Genomic DNA, 19139 nt, shown 5'->3' with positions numbered 1-19139 from the left:
ACGCATGTAACAGCGCTACCCGAGCAGCTTGCGGATCCGCGCGTCGGAGACCTTCTCGGCGGTGCCGAGATGCTGGGCCCAGAGCTGGACGCGGTACTCCTCGAGCATCCACCGCACCTGCCGCAGCCGCGGACCGGGCGGCCGTCCCTCGGCCAGCGCCTCGATCTGGTGCAGGTAGGCGTCCTGGAGCGACGCGATCCGGTCGTGGGTCGTTCGGTCGGCGCGCAGGTCGGCGTCGAGCTTGCGGCGGCGTTCGACGATGGCCTTCAGATAGGTCGGATACCGCCTGATCTGCTGAGCACCCGCCTCCGCGACGAACCCACGGTGCACCAGCCGGGCGAGCTGGTCCTTCATGTCGGTCAGCGCCGGGAGCTGGAACATGTCGGCCCGCCCGGAGAGCGCCTTGTCGGTCTCGCGATACGCCTCGAGCGCCCGCATCACGTCGGCCAGGACCGCACGGACGGCCGCGACCAGGTCGGCCGGCGTGCCCGCGGCGGCCAGGACGGCGGCGTACGCCTCCTGCGTCCGCGGCAGCGGACGGGCATCGACCAGCTGGCGGACGACGGCGGCGCGGCAGTCCTCGACGAGCTCGGCGGCGCTCGGGTAGGGGGATCCGGCCAGCGCGAGCTTCTCCATGGTGGAGAGCCCGTCGACGACCTGCTTGGTGACATCGGGCAGCGCCAGGAGCAGCAGGCGTACGACGCCGAGACGATGCCTCGCCTCGGCCTCCTCAGCGGATCCGGCGACGACGAGACCGACCGTCGTGCCCTCGTCGGAGAGGCACGGGAAGACCGTGACCTCATGACCGGCACGCTTCTCGGTCACCGTGGTGGCGATGTCCCCGAAGACCCAGCTCGTCTCGCCGGTGCGGGTGTGACCGGCCGACGCCGCGACCTCGGCGATGGCCGCCTTGAACTCGCCCTCGAGCGGCGCCTTGAGGGCGTCGAGGTCCTTGCCCTTCGCGGTCTCCTTGCCGTCCTCGCCGACGACTCGGTAGGTCGGCCGCAGATGCTCGGGCACCTTGGCCCAGTCCCAGGCCTCGCGAGGGATGTGTACGCCCGCGGTCGAGCGCGCCCAGCGCTCCAGCGCGGTCAGCAGCGGCTCCTCCCCCGGCGGGGTCTCCTTCAGGAAGGCGCGCGCCTTGTCGGGGGCCGGCACGAAGCTGACCCGCAGCGGCTTGGGAAGCGACCGGATCAGCGCGGTCACCAGCTCCTCGCGCAGCCCCGGCACCAGCCAGGAGAAGTCGTCGGCGCCGACACGGTTGAGCGTGGCGACGGGTACGTCGATCGTCAGTCCGTCATCGGCCGCGCCCGGCTCGAAGTGGTAGCTCAGCGAGAACGTGAGCGGCCCGGCGTCCCACTCGGCCGGGAAGTCGCTCTCGGTCACCTCCCCCGCGGCGTCGTTGGTGAGCATCGACAGCTCGAAGGTGAGCAGGTCGGGCGTCTCCCGCCGGGCCTGCTTCCACCACTGGTCGAAGTGGGCCCCGGAGACGATGGAGGCCGGCAGCCGGCGGTCGTAGAAGTCGAAGAGCGCGTGCTCGTCGACCACGATGTCGCGGCGCCGGGCGCGGTGCTCGAGCTCCTCGGCCTCCTCGACGAGCTTCGCGTTGTCGCGGAGGAAGCGGTGGTTCGTACGCCACTCCCCGTAGACCAACGCATGCCGGATGAAGAGCTCCCGGCTCAGCTCGGGGTCGATCTTGCCGAAGGCGACCGGACGGTCGGCGACCAGCGGGACCCCGTAGAGGGTCACCTTCTCCCGCGCCATCACCGAGGCCCGCTTCTGCGACCAGTGCGGCTCGGAGTAGGTGCGTTTGACCAGGTCACGACCGAGGCTCTCGGCCCACTCGGGCTTGATCGAGGCGTTCTGCCGGGCCCAGAGCCGGGAGGTCTCGACGAGCTCGGCGGACATCACGAACTGCGGGTTCTTCCGGTGCAGCGCCGACCCGGGGAAGATCGCGAACTTAGCGCCGCGGGCACCCTCGTACTCCCGCGGGCCCGGCCGTCGGCGATCACGTCCGGCCGCCGCCTCTGCCTTCTTGTCACGTTCTTCCAGCGCCCCGATGTGCGAGAGCAGCCCGGAGAGCAGCGCCTGGTGGATCCCGTCGGCGTCGTAAGCGACCTTGTTCTCGCCTGCGTCTGCGCCGGCTTCGATGACGTCGCGGTGTCCCTTGCCGAGGTCGATCTTCATCTCCCGGCACACCTGGCGCAGCTGCGACTCCAGGTCCTGCCACTCCCGGACGCGTACGTAGTGCAGGAACTCCCGCTTGCACAGCCGCCGGAACGCGCTGGAGGAGAGCTCGTGCTGCTGCTGCTTGAGGTAGCGCCACAGGTTGAGCCAGGTGAGGAAGTCGGAGGTCTCGTCCTTGAATCGCGCGTGCAGCTGGTCTGCCTGCGCCTGCTCCTTGGGGTGGTCCTGCCCCGGCCGCTCACGCGGGTCCTGGAGCGAGAGCGCGGCGGCGACGACGATGACATCGCGTACGCACCCGAGCCGCTCGGCCTCGAGCACCATCCGGGCCAGCCGCGGGTCGATCGGCAGCCTGGCCAGTCGCCGGCCCAGCTTGGTCAGCCGCTGCCCCCGCATCGCGCCGAGCTCCTCGAGCAGCTGTACGCCGGCGGTGATGTTGCGCCGGTCCGGCGCCTCCACGAACGGGAACCGGGCGATGTCCCCCAGCCCGAGCGAGGCCATCTGCAGGATGACCGAGGCCAGGTTGGTGCGCAGGATCTCCGGATCGGTGAACTCCGGCCGTCCGAGATAGTCCTCCTCGGAGTAGAGCCGGATCGCGATGCCCGCCTCGACCCGGCCCGTACGTCCCGACCGCTGGTTGGCCGATGCCTGCGAGATCGGCTCGATGGGCAGCCGCTGCACCTTGGTGCGGGCGGAGTAGCGCGAGATGCGGGCGACACCGGTGTCGACGACGTACTTGATCCCGGGGACCGTCAGCGAGGTCTCGGCGACGTTGGTCGCGAGCACGATCCGGCGGCCGGTGTGGGGCGAGAAGACGCGGTGCTGGTCGGCGGCCGACAACCGGGAGAACAACGGGACGATCTCGACGAGACCCGTTCCGGAGCGACCCTTGTTCAGCCCGAGCGCATCACCCAGAGCATCGGCCGCGTCCCGGATCTCGCGCTCACCGGGCAAGAAGACGAGGACGTCTCCGGGCCCCTCGGCCGAGAGCTCCTTGACCGCGTCGACGATGGCCTCGGTCTGGTCGCGGACGACGACCTCGCCCTCCTCGTCCTCCTGGGAGAGCTCCATCAGCGGCCGATAGCGGACCTCGACCGGATAGGTGCGCCCGGAGACCTCGATGATCGGCGCGGGCTCGCCCGTCTTCACGTCGGAGAAGTGGGCCGCGAACCGCTCCGGGTCGATCGTCGCCGAGGTGATGATCAGCTTGAGATCGGGACGCCGCGGCAGCAGCCGGCGCAGATAGCCCAGCAGGAAGTCGATGTTGAGCGACCGCTCGTGGGCCTCGTCGATGATGATCGTGTCGTAGCGGCGCAGGTCGCGGTCGCGCTGCAGCTCGGCGAGCAGGATGCCGTCGGTCATCAGCTTGATCCGCGAGGCCGCCGAGGACTTGTCCATGAACCGCACCTGATAGCCGACCAGGTCCCCGAGCTCGGTGCCCAGCTCGGACGCGATCCGCTCGGCCACCGAGCGTGCCGCGATCCGGCGCGGCTGGGTGTGCCCGATCAGGCCGGCCGACCCGCGCCCGAGCTCCAGGCAGATCTTGGGCAGCTGCGTCGTCTTCCCCGAGCCGGTCTCACCGGCGACGATCACGACCTGGTGATCACGGATGGCCGCGGCGATGTCCTCGCGGCGCTGGGTGACCGGGAGCTCGGCAGGGTAGGTGATCGCCACGGAGACGGCGGCAGGCTGGTCGGAGGACATGAGGTCACCCATTCTCCCCCGGCGTACCCCTCGACCGCACATCGGTTTCTCGCAGAGCCCGGCCCGCCGGATGGCGGGGGCAGCCGATGTGATTCCCGCCACAGGCCGGGTACCGTGACCGGCGGCGCCGGGAGGAGGCTGGATCCACCCCCGTTCACCGAAGGAGCACCCCCATGACCGAGCAGACCGCCGACCAGATCTTCCCCGAGACCCCCGTCCGACCGCCGTTCGATCCCGAGCTCGTGCCGGTCCTCGAGGCGGTACGCCAGGCCCTCCCGACCTTCACCGCGGAGAACCTCGACGCGGTGCGGCAGCAGACCGCCGAGGGCTTCCCCGGCATGGACCCGGTCGACCTGACCGTCGGCGGCGCGGTCCAGGTCGAGGAGCGGCAGGTTCCCGGCCCCGAGGGCGCTCCGGACATCACCCTGCTGATCCTGAGGCCCACCGCCGAGGGCGCCCCGCGCCCGGCGGTCTACCACACCCACGGCGGCGGGATGGTGGTCGGCGACCGAAGCTTCGGCGTGGAGACCTTCCTGCCGCAAGTGGCCGAGGGCAACGCCGTGGTGGTCTCCGTCGAGTACCGCCTCGCACCCGAGCACCCGGACCCGGCTCCCGTGGAGGACTGCTACGCCGGCCTCGTCTGGACGGCGAAGAACGCCGCGGAGCTCGGCATCGACCCCGAGCGCATCATCATCGCGGGCGCCAGCGCCGGTGGGGGTCTCGCCGCCGGTACGGCCCTGCTCGCCAGGGACCGGGCCTTCCCGCGGCTGAGCCACCAGATCCTCATCTGCCCGATGCTCGACGACCGCTTCGAGACCCACAGCAGCCGCATGCTCGACGAGGAGGGGGTCTGGGACCGCAACTCCAACCTGTTCGGCTGGACGGCGCTGCTCGGCGAGCGCCGCGGCGGCCCGGACGTCTCGCCGTACGCCGCGCCGGCACGTGCCGAGGACCTCACCGGCCTTCCGCGGACCTACATCGACACCGGCTCGGCGGAGTCGTTCCGCGACGAGACGCTGACCTACGCGCGCCGGCTGTCGGAGGCCGGTGTCAGCGTCGACCTCCACATGTGGGGCGGCGGATTCCACGGGTTCGACCTGATGGCCGCTCACACGGCGCTCTCCCGCGCCTCGGTCGCGACGCGTGAGGAGTTCATCCGCAGAGCGCTCGAGGCCTGATCCCCTGGCCCGCTCGCGTCCCGTCGGCGATAGTGGCGGGGGAGGTTCCAGGTGCGAGATCTGATCGGCAAGCTCGAGGTGGTCGATGACGACGCGGCCAGTGCGCTGCGCGTCATCGACCACTTCGACCGGCTCGTGGACGAACGGACGTCGACGGCCGCGGTCGTGCGCGCCGCGGCGGCGCTGGCCGGCTCCCCCGCGGGACTCCACGACGCCGCGCGGGGCCTCGTCAAGCGGTTCGCGGCCGACGGCCGCGCGCTGGCCGGTGAGGCCGAGGGCGGCTGGCGCCACGAGCCGATCCCCGGGCAGCCCGGCTCCTGGCTCTGGCTCGAGCGCACCGGGGGCGACGGCCCGCTCGACGCGCTCATCCTCGAACGTGCCGCCCGCGCTCTGCAGGCGCTCAGCACGGGCTCGTCCGATCCCTCGACGAGCGGGCTGGTCAGGATCGCGTGCGACCCCGACGCGACCGACACCGACCGACGCGACGCGGTCGCCCGGCTCGGCCTGAGCGGCCCCGTGACGGTCGTGCTGAGCACCTCGGCCCACCTGCGAGCGACGCTGATCAGCACCGTCGGCGCCCTGGTGGTCGCGCTGCTTCCCGGCACGCCCACCATCCCGGAGGGCGTCCGCGCGGGGGCCGCCGTCGCCCCCGACCCGCTGCAGCTGCCGGCCGCGCTGGAGCAGGCACGTACGGCTCTCCGGCTGGCCGCCGACGTGGGCGGTCTCGCGCCCGCGATGGTCCGCTACGACGACCTCGGGGCACTTGCCGTCATCGCCGAGCGGATCAGCGCCGACGAGGCCGCGGGCGTGGATGACGTACGCCGTCTGGATGAGCTGCTCGCCGGGCATCCGTGGGTCGTGGACACCCTCCACGCAGTGCTCGACCAGCCGAGTCTGAGGCAGTCGGCCGCGATGCTCCATGTGCACCATTCGACGCTGCAGGAGCGGCTGACCTGGCTGAGTGGTCAGCTCGGCTACGCACCCACCAAGGGGCGTGGACGGCAGCGTGCGGCCGTCACGCTGCTGCTGTGGCGTGTGGCCCACGGCACCGAACAGCAGATCGTGGGCGATCCGCACTAGGCGGGTCTTGGTCCGGGCACCTAGATTATGTCCCCATGACCGGGGAGCCGAGCGAGACCGAGGTCCAGGATGCGCTGCGTGCGCTCCGAGGAGAGGACGACACCCTCAACGAGCGGTCGGTGCAGACCGCTCTCGACCTCCATCGACTGCGCGATGCGCTGACCCGGTTCGGCGACGACGAGCCGTCCAGCGACACCAAACCGGCGCGGGACAGGTTCCGACTCTGAGTCGAAATCGGCCAATGGGTGGGACGCCGAGTTACGTAGGGGATTTCAAGAGGGTTACCGTTGCTGATCGTGACCGAATCTCTAACAGTGCGTGACAACCGCACCGGGGTGGAGTACGACATCCCGATCACCGACGGCACCATCCGCGCCGCCGACCTGGGGAAGATCAAGGCCGCTGACCCGGCCACCCAGGAAGAAGGTCCTGGCCTGGCCGTCTATGACCCCGGCTTCGTCAACACCGCTTCCTGCCGATCTTCCGTCACCTATATCGACGGTGACAAGGGCGTGCTCGAGTATCGGGGCTACCCCATCGAACAGCTCGCCGAGAAGTCGAGCTTCTTGGAGGTCTCCTATCTCCTGGTCCACGGCGCGCTGCCGACCAAGGAGGAGTACGACGCGTGGGTGCACGAGATCACCTTCCACACGTTCGTGCACGAGAACATCAAGGAGTTCATGCAGGGCTTCCGCTATGACGCCCACCCGATGGGCATGCTCATGGCGTCGGTCGGTGCGATGTCGACGTTCTACCCGGACGCCGCGAACATCTCCGACCCCGACAACCGTCGCCTGCAGATCATCCGGCTGATCGCCAAGATGCCGACGCTGGGCGCGTGGGCGTTCCGGCACGCGCAGGGCAAGCCGTACGTCTACCCGGACAACGACCTGTCCTACACCGGCAACTTCCTCTCCATGCTCTTCAAGATGAGCGAGAGCAAGTACGCCTCGGACGACCGCATCGAGAAGGCGCTCGACACGCTCTTCATCCTGCACGCCGACCACGAGCAGAACGCCTCGGCCAACGCCGTCCGCAGCGTGGGCTCGACCCAGGTCGACCCCTACTCCTCGGTGGCTGCCGGTGTCGGCGCCCTCTTCGGCCCGCTCCACGGCGGCGCCAACGAGGCCGTGCTCCGGATGCTGCGCCGCATCGGCAAGGTGGAGAACATCCCCGCCTTCATCGAGGGCGTCAAGGCCGGCAACGAGCGGCTGATGGGCTTCGGCCACCGGGTCTACAAGAACTACGACCCGCGCGCGACGATCATCAAGCAGCAGGCGCTCAACGTCTTCGAGGTCACGGGCACCAACCCGCTGCTCAACATCGCGATGGAGCTGGAGAAGATCGCGCTCGAGGACGAGTACTTCGTCAAGCGCAAGCTCTACCCGAACGTCGACTTCTACTCCGGCCTGATCTACGAGGCCCTGGAGTTCCCGCCCGAGATGTTCACCGTGCTGTTCGCCATCGGGCGTACCCCGGGCTGGCTCTCCCAGTGGCTGGAGCTCGTCCAGGACAAGGAGCAGAAGATCGCCCGTCCGAAGCAGATCTACACCGGCGAGCGCGGACTCACCTTCGTTCCGCGCGACGTTCGTTGGGCGTGAGCGCTTAGCCAGGCTCGAGTCGGCGCAAACCGCCCGGAGCGAAGCGAGGACGGATTTGCGCCGACTCGAGACGAGCAGCGCGAGGAGAGACATGACTAACGTTGACGGGGTCGTCTGGGATTTCGGGAACGTCCTGATCCGCTGGGACCCGCTCCCGGCGATCGCGGCCGGAGTCGGGGACGCCGATGCCCGCAGGTTCATGGAGTCCTTCGACTTCGGGTCGTGGAACCACGTCCAGGACGCCGGCCGCACCTGGGCCCAGGCGCTCACAGTGCTCGAGGAGGCGGCGCCCGAGTGGCTCGCGGCCGGAGCGGCGTACGTCGACAACTTCCCGCTCTCCCTGCTCGGCCCGGTCCCCGGCACCCATGAGATGGTCCGCGAGCTCGCCGCGGCCGGGATCCCCCAGCTCGGACTGACCAACTGGTCGGCCGAGCTCTATCCGCATGCGCCGGCGACGTACGACGTGATCGAGCTGCTCGGCGACGTCGTCGTCTCCGGCGAGGTGCGCCTGGCCAAGCCCGACCCGGCGATCTACCGGCTCGTCGCCGAGCGCGCCGGGAAGCCCTTGGACCGGCTGGTGTTCATCGACGACAGCGTCGCCAACGTGGCCGCCGCTGCAGCATTGGGCATGCACGCGATCCAGTTCACCGGGGCCGAGAAGCTCCGCAAGGACCTGGTCGCGCTCGGCCTCCCGCTCTAGGGGGCCTGGTCGGGCGCGCGCTCCAGACGGCGTACGCCCGCGAAGGAGAACGACAGCAGGGCGCTGCCGGAGATCACCGCGGCGACCACGAGCAGCCAGGTGTCGAAGCCCACCGCGACAGCGACCGGGCCGACGAGCGCGAGCCCCACGGGGCGGGCGACGAACGAGCCGACGATGTCGAAGGAGTAGACCCGGGAGAGCTTCTCCTCGGGGATCTCCTGCTGGATCGCGATCTGCCAGAAGATGTCGAAGACCTGCAGGCCGAACCCGTGCAGGAACGCGCCCAGGAGGATCGGCCAGAGCGTGTCGGAGACCGCCATCGAGATCGGGAAGAGACCGGTCATCGCGAGGAAGAACACGCCCACCGAGAGCAGCCGGCGCGGGCGGAACCTCAGGCAGAACAGGCCGCCGACGAAGAAGCCCGCCATCAGGGCGGCGAGCGCAAAGCCCCACGACGCCCGGCCGATGCCCTCGCCGACCACGATCGGGCCGAGCACGCTGTGCGCCCCCGACCAGAACAGGTGGTAGAGCAGCGCCTGCAGGATGAGGAACCACAGCCACGAGTGCCGCATCACCTCGCGGAAGCCCTCGGCCAGGTCGCCGAGCATCGACGCCTTGTGGGGCGGGCGCTCATGGGGCACCCGCATGCCGGCGTACGCAACGGCCGCGACGGCGAAGGTGAGCGCGTCGACCGTGATCGCCCAGCCGGGACCGACGGCCGCGACGAGCACCCCGCCGAGGGCGTAGCCGATGGTCGAGGCGGTGGTCTGCAGCAGCGACCGGAGCGAGACGGCGGCGCCGAGATCCTCCGCGGGCACGACGACCTTGGTCATCGCCATCGCGGAGGGCTGGTTGAGCGCGGCGACGATGCCCGCGAGCCCGCCCATGACCGCGATCGAGGGGATCGTCGCGATCCCGAGGATCACCGTCGCAGCCAGCGCACCGGTCACCACGGCGCTGATCGCCGCCGTGCCCTCCATCATGAGCTTGCGCGAGACCCGGTCGCCGAGCACTCCCCCGGCCAGCGTGGTCACCACCTGGCAGGTCGCGAAGACGGCCTCCACGATGCCGAGCTGAGTGACGGTCCCGCCGAGGTCGAGCACCGCGAACGCCAGCGCGATCGGCGTGATCGCGTTGCCCAGCGACGAGGATGCCGTCCCGGTCACGAGCCGGCGGAAGTTGCGGTGCGTCAGCGGCGACCGACGCTGGGTCGGTGGAGGGCTCGGCGGTTCGGTCGTGGCGGTCATGATCCCAAAATACTTCGCCGACGAATTATTCGTCAACGAATTATCAGCGAGCGAAGGGTAAGGTCGTGCCATGTCCGACCCGAGACCCTCCGACACGTTCGACGGCGACCTCAACGAAGACGCTGCCGACCGTCACGTCGCCCGCTGGCGTGACCACTGGATCGACATCGACTTCGACGACGAGATCGAGGCGATCACCGTACGCATCGGCCGCATCTCGAAGTTCTTCAACGACGCTCGTGCCGACGCGGCGAGCGCGGTCGGGCTCGCCGACTTCGAGTACATGACACTGCACGAGCTGATGATCCGTGACACCCCCGGACACGCCTCCCCGACGACGCTCGCGAAGGATCTGGGGATCAGCCCGGCCGGGATGACGGGCCGGCTCGACAGCATGGAGAAGGCCGGGTGGGTGCGGCGTACGGCCTCGGTGGAGGACCGTCGCAAGATCAGCGTCGAGGCGACCAAGGCCGGCATCGAGATCTGGCGACGGGCGATGGACCTGCGGGGCGAGGCCGAGACCAGACTGCTGGAGACGCTGAGCCCGGAGCGGCGTACGGAGCTGGCGGCCCTGCTCAAGCAGGTGACCCTGCGGATCGAGGCCGAGTAGGGCTGCGCGGATCTGCGTACGCCGCGGTCGCCGGTGAGCGGATCCGCTCACGCCCCACCAGGACCAGCCTGGAGGCATGACCACCACACCTGAGACCAGACCCTTCCGCTTCGGCGTCGTCGCAGCTCAGGCGCCCACGGGTGCCGCCTGGAGCGACCTCGCCCGCCGCGTCGAGAGCGCGGGCTACGACACGCTCGTCATGCCGGACAACGTGTCCTTCGGCCACGCCGTCTTCCCCGCTCTGGCGGCGGCCGCGGCGGTGACCACGAGGCTCCACGTGGGGACGTACGTCCTGGCCAACGACTTCCGCCACCCCGTCCAGGTCGCCAAGGAGTCGGCCACGCTCGCCGTGCTCTCGGGCGGCCGCTTCGAGCTGGGCCTCGGCGCCGGGCGCCCCGACTCGGCTCGGGAGAACGCGATGCTGGGGCTGGGCTTCGACCGGCCAGGCGTACGCGTCGACCGCCTCGTGGAGTCGATCGGCATCATCAAGAGGCTCCTGGCCGGTGAGACCGTCACCGTCGACGGACCCCACCACCGGGCTGTCGAGGCCTCGGTGCTCCCCTACGGGACCGCACCCCAGCAGGTGCCGATCCTCATCGCCGGCGGCGGTCCGCGGATGCTGCGGATCGCAGGCGAACATGCCGACATCGCCGCTCTCGGGGTCCCCTTCGACGCCGGGGAGTCAGCCGTGCGCGCGGCCGTCGATCACGTACGCTCCGCCGACCGCCCCGACGGCGGCACCGCCGAGCTCAACATGAACCTGATGGCCGTGGGCGACGCCGTTCCGCGCTATCTGGCAGGACGGCTCGACCCCGCCGCGCTCGCCGCGCAGGGCGCGGTCGGCGTCGTCAGCGGCTCTGCTGAGGAGATGGCCGACCAGCTCCGCGAGCGCCGGGAACGGCTGGGCATCTCCTACGTCCTGGTCGGCGACGAGCTGATGGAGGCTTTCGCCCCGGTCGTCGGTCTTCTCGCCGGATCCTGAGGCATCTCTTCGAGACCGCATAGCCCAGTCTCAGCAGGTTCACAGCGACGCTGAGCACACTGAATGACATGACCGAACCCACTCCTCAGCAGCAGCCCGGTGGGACCCCGCCGCAGTGGGCACCCCCGGGTGCCGACGCAACCGCGACGCCTCCGCCCCCCGCCGCTCCGACCACCCCGCCTCCTGGGGTGGCTCCGACCGCAGTCCTGTCGACGGCCCCGGCGGCCCTCGCCACGACCCCCAAGCCGAAGGCGCGCCGGGCCACGCTCGCCGCCACGGCACTCGTCGGCGCCCTCGTGCTCGGCGGCGGTGCCGGCTTCGGTGGCGCGGCACTGTTCTACTCGACCCAGGAGGACGGCGCTCGGAACGGCGGCAGCTCGGCGACCGGCTCCCAGGTCGTCGACAGCGACGCACCTGAGGGCACCGCCGAGAAGGTCGCGGCCAAGGTGCTGCCCTCGGTGGTCAAGATCGAGGTCGCCGCCCAGGGCGGCAGCGGGTCGGGTTCGGGGATCATCCTCTCCTCCGACGGGCTGATCCTCACCAACAACCACGTCGTCGACCTCTCCTCCGAGAGCACCCAGGAGACCAACCCCGGCTTCCCCGGCTCGCCCGACCAGGACCAGGGGCAGGAGCATCAGCAGGGCTCCTCGATCACCGTCGACTTCAGCGACGGCACCTCGGCCGCGGCCAAGGTGGTCGGCACCGACCCGCTCACCGACACCGCGGTGATCCAGGCCGAGAACGTCTCCGGCCTCACCCCGGCGACGATCGGCAAGTCCAGCAACCTCGTGGTCGGGCAGGACGTTGTCGCGATCGGGTCCCCGTACGGCCTGGACTCGACCGTCACCACCGGCATCGTCAGCGCCCTGGACCGCCCGGTCAACGTCGGTTCGGACTCCTCCGGCAACGCGACCGTCTACCCGGCGATCCAGACCGACGCGGCCATCAACCCCGGCAACTCCGGTGGGGCGCTGGTCGACATGAACGGCAACGTCGTCGGCATCAACGCCTCGATCAGGTCCAACTCCTCCTCCAGCGAGGAGGCCGGCTCCATCGGCCTCGGTTTCGCGATCCCGATCGACGAGGTGCTCCCGATCATCGACCAGCTCAAGGCTGGAGACGAGGCCACCCACGCCCGGATGGGGATCTCGGTGGGCGACAGCTCCGCCGCCCAGTCCGGCGAGAACACCGTCACCGGTGCCGTCGTGCAGGAGGTCACCGCGGACAGTGCCGCCGAGAAGGCCGGGCTGAAGAAGGGTGACACGATCACCAAGGTCGACGACCACCAGATCAACGGCTCCGACTCGCTGGTCGCCACGGTCCGCTCCTATCGCCCCGGCGACGAGGTCGAGGTGACCTGGTCTCGCGACGGCAAGGAGCAGAGCGCCAAGATCACCCTGGACTCCGACGCCACCTGATCTCCCCGCACGGCGCTGGGCCCCTGCGGGGCCCAGCGCCGCGGGGTGCCAACAACCGAGCGCCTCATACCCGACACCGATCGGGTATGAGGCGCTCGTCCTCGTTGCGACTCAGGAGACCTGCTTCTGGATGCTGCACAGCCACTCGACCGGTTCGAAGCCCATGGCCTCGTTGACCTGGATCATGTGGGTGTTGACCTCGGCGTTGTACGTCGCCAGGGTCGGCACCTCGGGCCGCTCGGACTGGAGCAACCTCAGGTTGGCGACCTTGACCGCCAGGCCGAGCCGGTGGCCCCGGTGAGCCCCTTCGACCAGGGTGCCCCATTGATAGCTGTTGCCGTCCAGGCTCGAGTAGCCGATCACCGTGTACGCCACCACCCGGCCGTCGGCGTCCAGCGCCACCGAGTGGTAGAGGGTCCGCTTCTGGGCCGCGACCAGCTCCTCGGACTCGCGCACCTTCGCCACGTCGGGCTCGAGCGCCTCGATGTCCAGGTCGCCGGTCGGCGCCTCGGTCTCCAGGCTGGCGTCGAGCACCGCCCAGCTCTCCACGATGTCGTCGGGCACCGGGCCGACCCAGGAGCGCAGCGTGTAGTCGCCGTGCTTCTCGGCGGCCTCCGCCGCCAGCCGGTCGAGGACGTGGTCCGGCACCGGGAGCCGCAGCAGGCGGCGTACCTCGACCAGGGCGGGCGCATAGCCCCGCGCGATCCCGAAGTCCCGCCCCGGCGATCCCTCACCACCGGAGCCGAGCGGCCAGGGCCACCAGACCTCGCCCGTGAACGACGTACGCCCCTGGGCGCGGGCCTCTGCCTCGACGTGGTCAAGCAGAGCGGTGCCGTGTCCCTGCCTGCGGTGGTCCGGCAGCACCGCCACCACCAAGGTGGCCCGGTGGAGGTTGTCGAGCAGCGGCATGGCCATCCAGGCGGCAGCGACCGCCTCACCACCGACACGCCCGAGGTAGGCACGACGGTCGGTCTTCTCGGTCTGCTGCTGCAGCTCGACGCGCTGCTCCTCACGCGCCCACAGATCGGCGTCGGGGCCGCGTACGTCGAGCCACGACGCGGTCATCACGTCGTACCACGCGTCGAAGGCGTCGTCGTCGAACGGGTCGACGCGCTCGATCACCAGCTCACTCATCGGGACCTCTCCACTCTCGTCTCGTCCCAGACCGGCTCCGGGGACTCATAGACATCACCGTTGGCGCCGTAGACCAGGAAGCGGTCGAAGCCACGGGCGAACCAGCGGTCGTGCGTGACCGCGACAACGGTGCCCTCGAAGGACTCCAGCCCGGCTTCGAGCGCCTCGGCGGACTGGACGTCGAGGTTGTCGGTCGGCTCGTCGAGCAGCAGCAGGGTGGCGCCGCTGAGCTCGAGCAGAAGGATCTGGAAGCGCGCCTGCTGCCCGCCCGAGAGCGAGTCGAAGGTCTGCTCCGCGGCGTGCGCGAGCTCGTAGCGGTCGAGCACCCGCGAGGCGGCCTCGCGGCCCATACCCGCGCGCCCTCGCCCGTCCGGCGTGGCCTCGCCGCGGTGCAGGATGTCGAGCAGCGTACGTCCCACCAGCTCCGGATGGGCATGCGTCTGCACGAACCAGCCCGGCCGCACGCGGGCGCCGAGCTTGGCCTTCCCACGGTGGCGAACCGGCTCGATGGGGGTGTCCTCGACCGGGCGGTGCTCCACGTCCGGGTCGGTGCCGCCGCGGGCGAGCAGCCGCAGAAAGTGGGACTTACCCGAGCCGTTGGAGCCGAGCACGGCAACCCGCTCGCCGTACCAGACCTCCAGGTCGAACGGGCTCATCAGCCCGGTGAGCTCGAGCGCCTCGCAGACCACCGCCCGCTTACCGGTGCGCCCGCCGCGCAGCCGCATCTGCACCGCCTGCTCCCGTGGCTGCTCGACGGGCGGCCCGGCCTCCTCGAACTTCCGGAGCCGGGTCTGGGCCGCCTTGTACTGGCTGGACATCCCGTCGTTGTACTCCGACTTGACCTTCAGCCGCAGGACCAGCGCCTTGATCTTGGCGTGCTCCTCGTCCCAGCGACGGCGCTGCTCCTCGAACCGCAGGAACCGGTCCTTGCGGGCCTCGTGGTAGGAGGCGAACCCACCAGGATGCGTCCACGTGCTGTTGCCGGCGCCGGACGCGCCGAGCTCGACCGTGACCACCCTGGTCGCGGTGTTGTCCAGCAGCTCACGGTCGTGACTGACGTAGAGGATCGTCTTCGGGGACTCGCGGATGCGCTGCTCCAGCCAGATCTTGCCGGGCACGTCGAGGAAGTTGTCCGGCTCGTCGAGCAGCAGCACCTCGTCGGGACCACGCAGCAGATACTCGAGCACCAGCCGCTTCTGCTCACCGCCGGACAAGGTGTCCAGGGATCGGTAGCGGGCGCGGTCGTACGGCACCCCGAGCCCGGCCATGGTGCACACGTCCCAGACGACCTCGATGTCGTAGCCGCCGGCGTCGGCGTACTCGGCCAGCGCGGTCGCGTAGCGCATCTGCAGCCGCTCGTCCTCCGACGACATCAGCTCCAGCTCGCACGCCTCCACCGCGGCCGCCGCCTCGCGCACCCGCGCGGGCGCCACCGAGAGCAGCAGCTCACCGACGGTCGAGGAGCCCTTGCCGACCATCTGCCGCATCACCCCGAGGCCACCCGAGCGCACGACGGATCCCGTCGTCGGGGTCAGCTCACCGGTGACGATCCGCAGCAGCGTCGTCTTTCCCGCGCCGTTGGCGCCGACCAGCGCGACCTTCGCACCCTCGCCCACCCGGAAGGAGACGTCGTCGAGCAGCACTCGTCCGTCAGGCAGCTGGAAACTCACTCCAGCAACGTCCACATGTCCCACAGCCGTCCAGTCTGGCACCCGTGTCGAATGGTTATTCCGTATCGGCCTCGCAGACGTTCTTGGGTCGGGCGGTCCCATCAGTAGAACGTGACGCTCGACACATTTTGGCGAATAGCGATATGACTGACGCCATGCCTCCGCTCGACAGCCAGATCGCTGACCTGCTCACCCTCTTCGCGAAGGGCCAGCCCCTGGAGTCCTTCGATCCGCCGACGGCACGAGCGCTCTACCGTGCGTTGAGCGAGGGCATCCCGCTTCCACCGGTCGGATCGGTGGAGAGCGGGGTGATCCCAGGGCCGGCGGGCGACCTGGACGTACGCATCTACCGGCCCACCACGCAGGGCCCGCTGCCCACGATCGTGATGTTCCACGGCGGCGGCTGGGTCGTCGGCGATCTCGACACCCACGAGGACCAGGCCCGCAACCTCGCCACCATCTGCGACGCCGTGGTCGTCGCCGTGGACTACCGGCTCGCCCCGGAGCACCCGTTCCCCGCCGCGTACGACGACGCGGTCGCCGCCGCTCGCTGGGTCAGCGACAACGCCGCGACGCTCGGTGGTGACGGCCGGGTCGCGGTCGCCGGCGACAGCGCCGGCGGCAACCTGTCGGCCGTGGTCGCCCAGGCCTTCCGCGACGAAGGACGCGAGCTCGCGGGCCAGCTGCTGATCTACCCGGGGATCGACATGACCAGCGGCTACCCGTCGTACGCGGAGAACGGCCACGGCTACTTCCTCGAGCTGCCGACGATGAAGTGGTTCTCGGACAACTACGTGGGCGACGCCGATCGCGCCGACCCCCGGCTGAGCCCGATCAAGGGCAACCTGGAGGGCCTCGCCCCGGCGGTCGTGGTGACCGCGGAGTTCGACCCGCTGCGCGACGAGGGCATCGCGTACGCCAAGGCGCTGGAGAGCTCGGGGGTCCCGACGACGTACCGCCACTGCGACGGTCTCATCCACGGCTTCTTCGCCATGGGCCATCTTTCGCAGGCCGCGCAGCTCGCGATCGAGGAGACGTGTGCGCTGTTCAGGACCGTGCTCCACGGGTGAGCCAAGACACACGGTCAAACCAGGGGTATTCCTGATGACCGTCGATTGACGATGGTCCAGACTGGCCGCATGCAGATTGCCGCCCAGGTGAAATCGATGACGCGACCTCTGACGGAGCGTGTCCGCAAGCTTGCCCTGCAGTTCGCGATGCGGGGCAAGGAGTCGCCGATTCCCGACATCACCACGCTGCGCAAGATCCCCGAGCACCTGACCTTCCCGCTGCGCCGTGACGGCGTCGACCCGGTGCCGCTGCTCGCCGAGAGCCGCGAGCAGGCGCCGGTCACCAAGCTCGGCTCGGTGCTCGGCCTCGACATCGTGCTGGTCACCGGGCACGCCGAGTCCAAGCACGTCCTGGCCGACAAGAACGCCTACTCCAACGACATGCGCCACCTGCTCGGCACCCGCAAGCGCACCGACGCCGAGGGCATCGGTGGACTGGGCATGACCGACCCGCCCGACCACACCAAGCTCCGCGGGCTGCTGACCCCGGAGTTCACCATGCGCCGCCTCGGCCGCCTCAACGAGATGATCGACCGGATCGTCACCGACGCCCTCGACGGCATGGAGGCCCACGGCCCCGAGGTCGACCTGGTCCACCACTTCGGCTTCGAGATCCCGTTCCGGGTGATCTGCGAGCTGCTGGGCATGCCCGAGGACGTACGCGACGAGTTCCACAAGCTCGGCATGGCCCGTTTCGACCTCTCCGAGGGTGGCGCCGGAGCCTTCGGTGCCGCCACCGAGACCAGGACGTTCCTCATCGAGCAGGTCCGCCAGCAGCGCGCCAACCCCGGCGACGGCATGATCGGCGAGATCATCCGCAACAAGGGCGCGGAGTACGACGACGTCGAGCTCGGCGGCCTCGCCGACGGCGTCTTCCTCGGCGGCTACGAGACCTCCGCCTCGATGCTCTCCATGGGCGCCTACGTCCTGATGCAGAACCGGGAGGCGTACGAGATCCTGCGCTCCGGCGACCGGGCCGAGGTCGACAAGGTCGTCGAGGAGCTGCTCCGCTACCTGTGCCCGGTGCAGCTCGCGTTCCCGAGGTTCGCCCGTGAGGACCACGACCTCTTCGGCGTACCGATCAAGAAGGGCGCCGTCGTCCTGGTCAGCCTCACCGGCGCCAACCGCGACCCCGCGGTGATGCCGAAGCCGGAGCAGTTCGACCTCCGCAACGCCGACACCATGCACTTCGCCTTCGGCCACGGCATGCACCGCTGCGTCGGCGCCGAGCTGGCCCGCATGGAGCTCCGCGCCGCCCTCACCGGCCTCGCCCGCCGCTTCCCCGACCTGGCCATGGCCACCGACGACCCCGGCGACCTCGGCTGGCGCGACCTCTCGGTCGTCTACAGCCTCGACCGCCTCCCGGTCCGACTGGCCAAGGACCCGGTCCCGGCATAGGAGTACCTGGCGGGGTCGTGTGCCATCACGTCATGGCAATACCGGCGCCGACCGCCGGGGCAGCGGCGAGGAGGGTCCAGGCGAGCGGCGGGTAGGCGCCGAATGCCAGGTAGGCGAGCACGATCACGCACAGCGTGGCCAGACCGCTTACACCGGGCAGCCCTGCCAGCCTTGTCAGCACGAGGCCGCTGCCAACCCCAACTGTCACGAACGCGAAGATGGCCCACCACAGGGACTCAATTCCGTCCCAGCCCTGGACGTCAAGCGTCCAGATCCACAACGGCAACCACCCGGCAGCCGTCGCCAAGAGCACGGCGCCGATCCAGACGGCGTACGAACGGAGGACGGTGCCATACCAGGTGGGGTCGGGTTTGCTCACCAATCGAGCCTGGCCGAACAGTGCGGAACGCACATCCGCACGGATACTCAAGTGCGGCGACTCGAAGTCGCTTCATCTGACCTGTGTGCCTCGCCCGGCACAGAAACCCTGCGGGCGAACGAAAATTCGTTCACCCCAGGCAACGCCCCGTCCGACCGTCGCTGAGGGCACTCGGCGATGGGCGGTTTCGGTTGCCGGCGAGCTGGCAGAGGATCCGGTCCCGCCCGATCTCTCAGCCGTTCCAGCGCTGAGGCGCCGGTTCCTCACTGATCGCCACGGCGATCCAGGGTGCCAGGACGTACGCCGGGATCGCCAGCAGCGGCAGGCTCGTCATCGGGGTCGCGATGATCACGAACGCGGCCCCGGTGCAGAACCGCCCCAGCCCGGCGCGCATGCTCAAGAACGCTCCGACCACTGGCCCGATCAGCCCCACGACGACCATCACCGGCACGCTCACCAGCCGCGACATCTCGATGCCGGAGCTCGTCACGGCAAGGTACACAGGCAGCACCGTCAGCAGGCTCACCAGCGCGGCGACGCCCCAGGCCTTGTAGGAGCGGGCCAGGCGCTGACGGTTCGTCAGTGCGGGAGTCGTCATCGCACGGTTGGTCATGGGCGGAGTCTCGCAGCGCACCAGGCGCGACCGGCCGCGAGGCGCGCGAGACGGCGGAAACCGGCATCTGGACCGTTCAGGAGCGGCGGGTCTCCAAGACGCGGAAGCCCTCGGCCCTGCCGGTCCGCCCGCCTACGACGATTGCGCCTCACTATGGCGGAGGGTCCGAGT

At 70.0% G+C, this 19139-nt stretch carries 16 protein-coding genes; 10 read left to right on the top strand and 6 right to left on the bottom strand.

Annotated features, from left to right (window positions below; translation table 11 throughout):
- Window positions 1-15: 15 nt before the first annotated feature.
- Window positions 16-3888, bottom strand: coding sequence for an ATP-dependent RNA helicase HrpA (hrpA, locus tag ABTX24_RS15770; protein WP_350840803.1), 3873 nt, complete (start codon window positions 3886-3888; stop codon window positions 16-18).
- Window positions 3889-4061: 173 nt separating this feature from the next.
- Here hrpA and ABTX24_RS15765 point away from each other — a divergent pair, with 173 nt between their 5' ends.
- From ABTX24_RS15765 to ABTX24_RS15745, 5 genes are all read left to right on the top strand, one after another.
- Window positions 4062-5066 carry an alpha/beta hydrolase gene (locus tag ABTX24_RS15765; RefSeq protein WP_350840801.1) on the top strand — a complete coding sequence of 335 codons (1005 nt, stop codon included), beginning with the start codon at window positions 4062-4064 and terminating at the stop codon, window positions 5064-5066.
- 51 nt (window positions 5067-5117) lie between these two features.
- Window positions 5118-6146: a helix-turn-helix domain-containing protein gene (locus ABTX24_RS15760; RefSeq protein WP_350840799.1), complete on the top strand. Its 1029-nt coding sequence runs from the start codon at window positions 5118-5120 to the stop codon at window positions 6144-6146.
- Window positions 6147-6181: 35 nt separating this feature from the next.
- Window positions 6182-6373: a hypothetical protein gene (locus tag ABTX24_RS15755; RefSeq protein WP_350840797.1), complete on the top strand. Its 192-nt coding sequence runs from the start codon at window positions 6182-6184 to the stop codon at window positions 6371-6373.
- A gap of 69 nt (window positions 6374-6442) precedes the next feature.
- Window positions 6443-7747: a citrate synthase gene (locus tag ABTX24_RS15750; protein WP_160027084.1), complete on the top strand. Its 1305-nt coding sequence runs from the start codon at window positions 6443-6445 to the stop codon at window positions 7745-7747.
- A 91-nt stretch (window positions 7748-7838) separates the two neighbouring features.
- On the top strand, window positions 7839-8447 hold the full coding sequence (locus ABTX24_RS15745) for an HAD-IA family hydrolase (protein WP_350840794.1): 609 nt from the start codon (window positions 7839-7841) through the stop codon (window positions 8445-8447).
- Here the strand turns inward: ABTX24_RS15745 and ABTX24_RS15740 are convergent.
- The gene (locus tag ABTX24_RS15740) at window positions 8444-9694 is read right to left on the bottom strand and encodes an MFS transporter (protein WP_350840792.1); all 1251 of its coding nucleotides are present in this window, start codon (window positions 9692-9694) and stop codon (window positions 8444-8446) included. The two genes, ABTX24_RS15745 and ABTX24_RS15740, sit on opposite strands and share 4 nt — an antisense overlap.
- Before the next feature lie 70 nt (window positions 9695-9764).
- Here ABTX24_RS15740 and ABTX24_RS15735 point away from each other — a divergent pair, with 70 nt between their 5' ends.
- From ABTX24_RS15735 to ABTX24_RS15725, 3 genes are all read left to right on the top strand, one after another.
- Entirely contained in the window at window positions 9765-10304 is a 540-nt protein-coding gene (locus tag ABTX24_RS15735) for a MarR family winged helix-turn-helix transcriptional regulator (protein ID WP_160027069.1), read from the top strand.
- A 76-nt stretch (window positions 10305-10380) separates the two neighbouring features.
- A complete protein-coding gene (locus ABTX24_RS15730; protein ID WP_350840790.1) occupies window positions 10381-11286 on the top strand; it encodes a TIGR03621 family F420-dependent LLM class oxidoreductase in 906 nt (301 codons plus the stop codon).
- A gap of 68 nt (window positions 11287-11354) precedes the next feature.
- Window positions 11355-12704 (top strand): S1C family serine protease, encoded by a 1350-nt coding sequence (locus ABTX24_RS15725; protein WP_350840788.1) that lies wholly within the window; start codon window positions 11355-11357, stop codon window positions 12702-12704.
- Window positions 12705-12815: 111 nt separating this feature from the next.
- Here the strand turns inward: ABTX24_RS15725 and ABTX24_RS15720 are convergent, their stop codons facing one another.
- Both ABTX24_RS15720 and ABTX24_RS15715 read right to left on the bottom strand, forming a co-directional pair.
- Window positions 12816-13838: a GNAT family N-acetyltransferase gene (locus tag ABTX24_RS15720; protein WP_350840786.1), complete on the bottom strand. Its 1023-nt coding sequence runs from the start codon at window positions 13836-13838 to the stop codon at window positions 12816-12818.
- Entirely contained in the window at window positions 13835-15532 is a 1698-nt protein-coding gene (locus ABTX24_RS15715) for an ABC-F family ATP-binding cassette domain-containing protein (protein ID WP_350840784.1), read from the bottom strand. Before ABTX24_RS15715 ends, ABTX24_RS15720 begins: the two co-directional genes overlap by 4 nt.
- Before the next feature lie 119 nt (window positions 15533-15651).
- Between ABTX24_RS15715 and lipP1 the strand changes: the two genes are divergently transcribed.
- Both lipP1 and ABTX24_RS15705 read left to right on the top strand, forming a co-directional pair.
- Window positions 15652-16578 carry a LipP1 family hormone-sensitive lipase gene (gene lipP1, locus ABTX24_RS15710; RefSeq protein ID WP_350840782.1) on the top strand — a complete coding sequence of 309 codons (927 nt, stop codon included), beginning with the start codon at window positions 15652-15654 and terminating at the stop codon, window positions 16576-16578.
- A gap of 96 nt (window positions 16579-16674) precedes the next feature.
- The gene (locus ABTX24_RS15705) at window positions 16675-17976 is read left to right on the top strand and encodes a cytochrome P450 (protein ID WP_350840780.1); all 1302 of its coding nucleotides are present in this window, start codon (window positions 16675-16677) and stop codon (window positions 17974-17976) included.
- A 25-nt stretch (window positions 17977-18001) separates the two neighbouring features.
- Here the strand turns inward: ABTX24_RS15705 and ABTX24_RS15700 are convergent, their stop codons facing one another.
- The gene (locus ABTX24_RS15700; RefSeq protein ID WP_350840778.1) at window positions 18002-18355 is read right to left on the bottom strand and encodes a hypothetical protein; all 354 of its coding nucleotides are present in this window, start codon (window positions 18353-18355) and stop codon (window positions 18002-18004) included.
- Window positions 18356-18587: 232 nt separating this feature from the next.
- A complete protein-coding gene (locus ABTX24_RS15695; RefSeq protein ID WP_350840776.1) occupies window positions 18588-18968 on the bottom strand; it encodes a hypothetical protein in 381 nt (126 codons plus the stop codon).
- Between the last annotated feature and the right edge of the window lie 171 nt (window positions 18969-19139).

Origin of the sequence: Nocardioides sp. NPDC127514 (genome assembly GCF_040302125.1) — a bacterium.
Lineage (GTDB): Bacteria > Actinomycetota > Actinomycetes > Propionibacteriales > Nocardioidaceae > Nocardioides.
The sequence above is the reverse complement of the archived record's forward strand: the minus strand, read 5'-3'. Positions and strand labels throughout refer to the sequence as shown.

Excerpts from the sequence above, each read along its gene's own strand:
- ABTX24_RS15735 (WP_160027069.1), top strand. The coding sequence starts at position 9,765 with ATGTCCGACCCGAGACCCTCCGACACGTTCGACGGCGACCTCAACGAA.
- ABTX24_RS15740 (WP_350840792.1), bottom strand. The coding sequence starts at position 9,694 with ATGACCGCCACGACCGAACCGCCGAGCCCTCCACCGACCCAGCGTCGG.
- ABTX24_RS15730 (WP_350840790.1), top strand. The coding sequence starts at position 10,381 with ATGACCACCACACCTGAGACCAGACCCTTCCGCTTCGGCGTCGTCGCA.
- ABTX24_RS15705 (WP_350840780.1), top strand. The coding sequence starts at position 16,675 with ATGACGCGACCTCTGACGGAGCGTGTCCGCAAGCTTGCCCTGCAGTTC.
- ABTX24_RS15765 (WP_350840801.1), top strand. The coding sequence starts at position 4,062 with ATGACCGAGCAGACCGCCGACCAGATCTTCCCCGAGACCCCCGTCCGA.
- ABTX24_RS15725 (WP_350840788.1), top strand. The coding sequence starts at position 11,355 with ATGACCGAACCCACTCCTCAGCAGCAGCCCGGTGGGACCCCGCCGCAG.
- ABTX24_RS15695 (WP_350840776.1), bottom strand. The coding sequence starts at position 18,968 with ATGACCAACCGTGCGATGACGACTCCCGCACTGACGAACCGTCAGCGC.
- ABTX24_RS15755 (WP_350840797.1), top strand. The coding sequence starts at position 6,182 with ATGACCGGGGAGCCGAGCGAGACCGAGGTCCAGGATGCGCTGCGTGCG.
- ABTX24_RS15720 (WP_350840786.1), bottom strand. The coding sequence starts at position 13,838 with ATGAGTGAGCTGGTGATCGAGCGCGTCGACCCGTTCGACGACGACGCC.
- hrpA (WP_350840803.1), bottom strand. The coding sequence starts at position 3,888 with ATGTCCTCCGACCAGCCTGCCGCCGTCTCCGTGGCGATCACCTACCCT.
- ABTX24_RS15745 (WP_350840794.1), top strand. The coding sequence starts at position 7,839 with ATGACTAACGTTGACGGGGTCGTCTGGGATTTCGGGAACGTCCTGATC.
- lipP1 (WP_350840782.1), top strand. The coding sequence starts at position 15,652 with ATGACTGACGCCATGCCTCCGCTCGACAGCCAGATCGCTGACCTGCTC.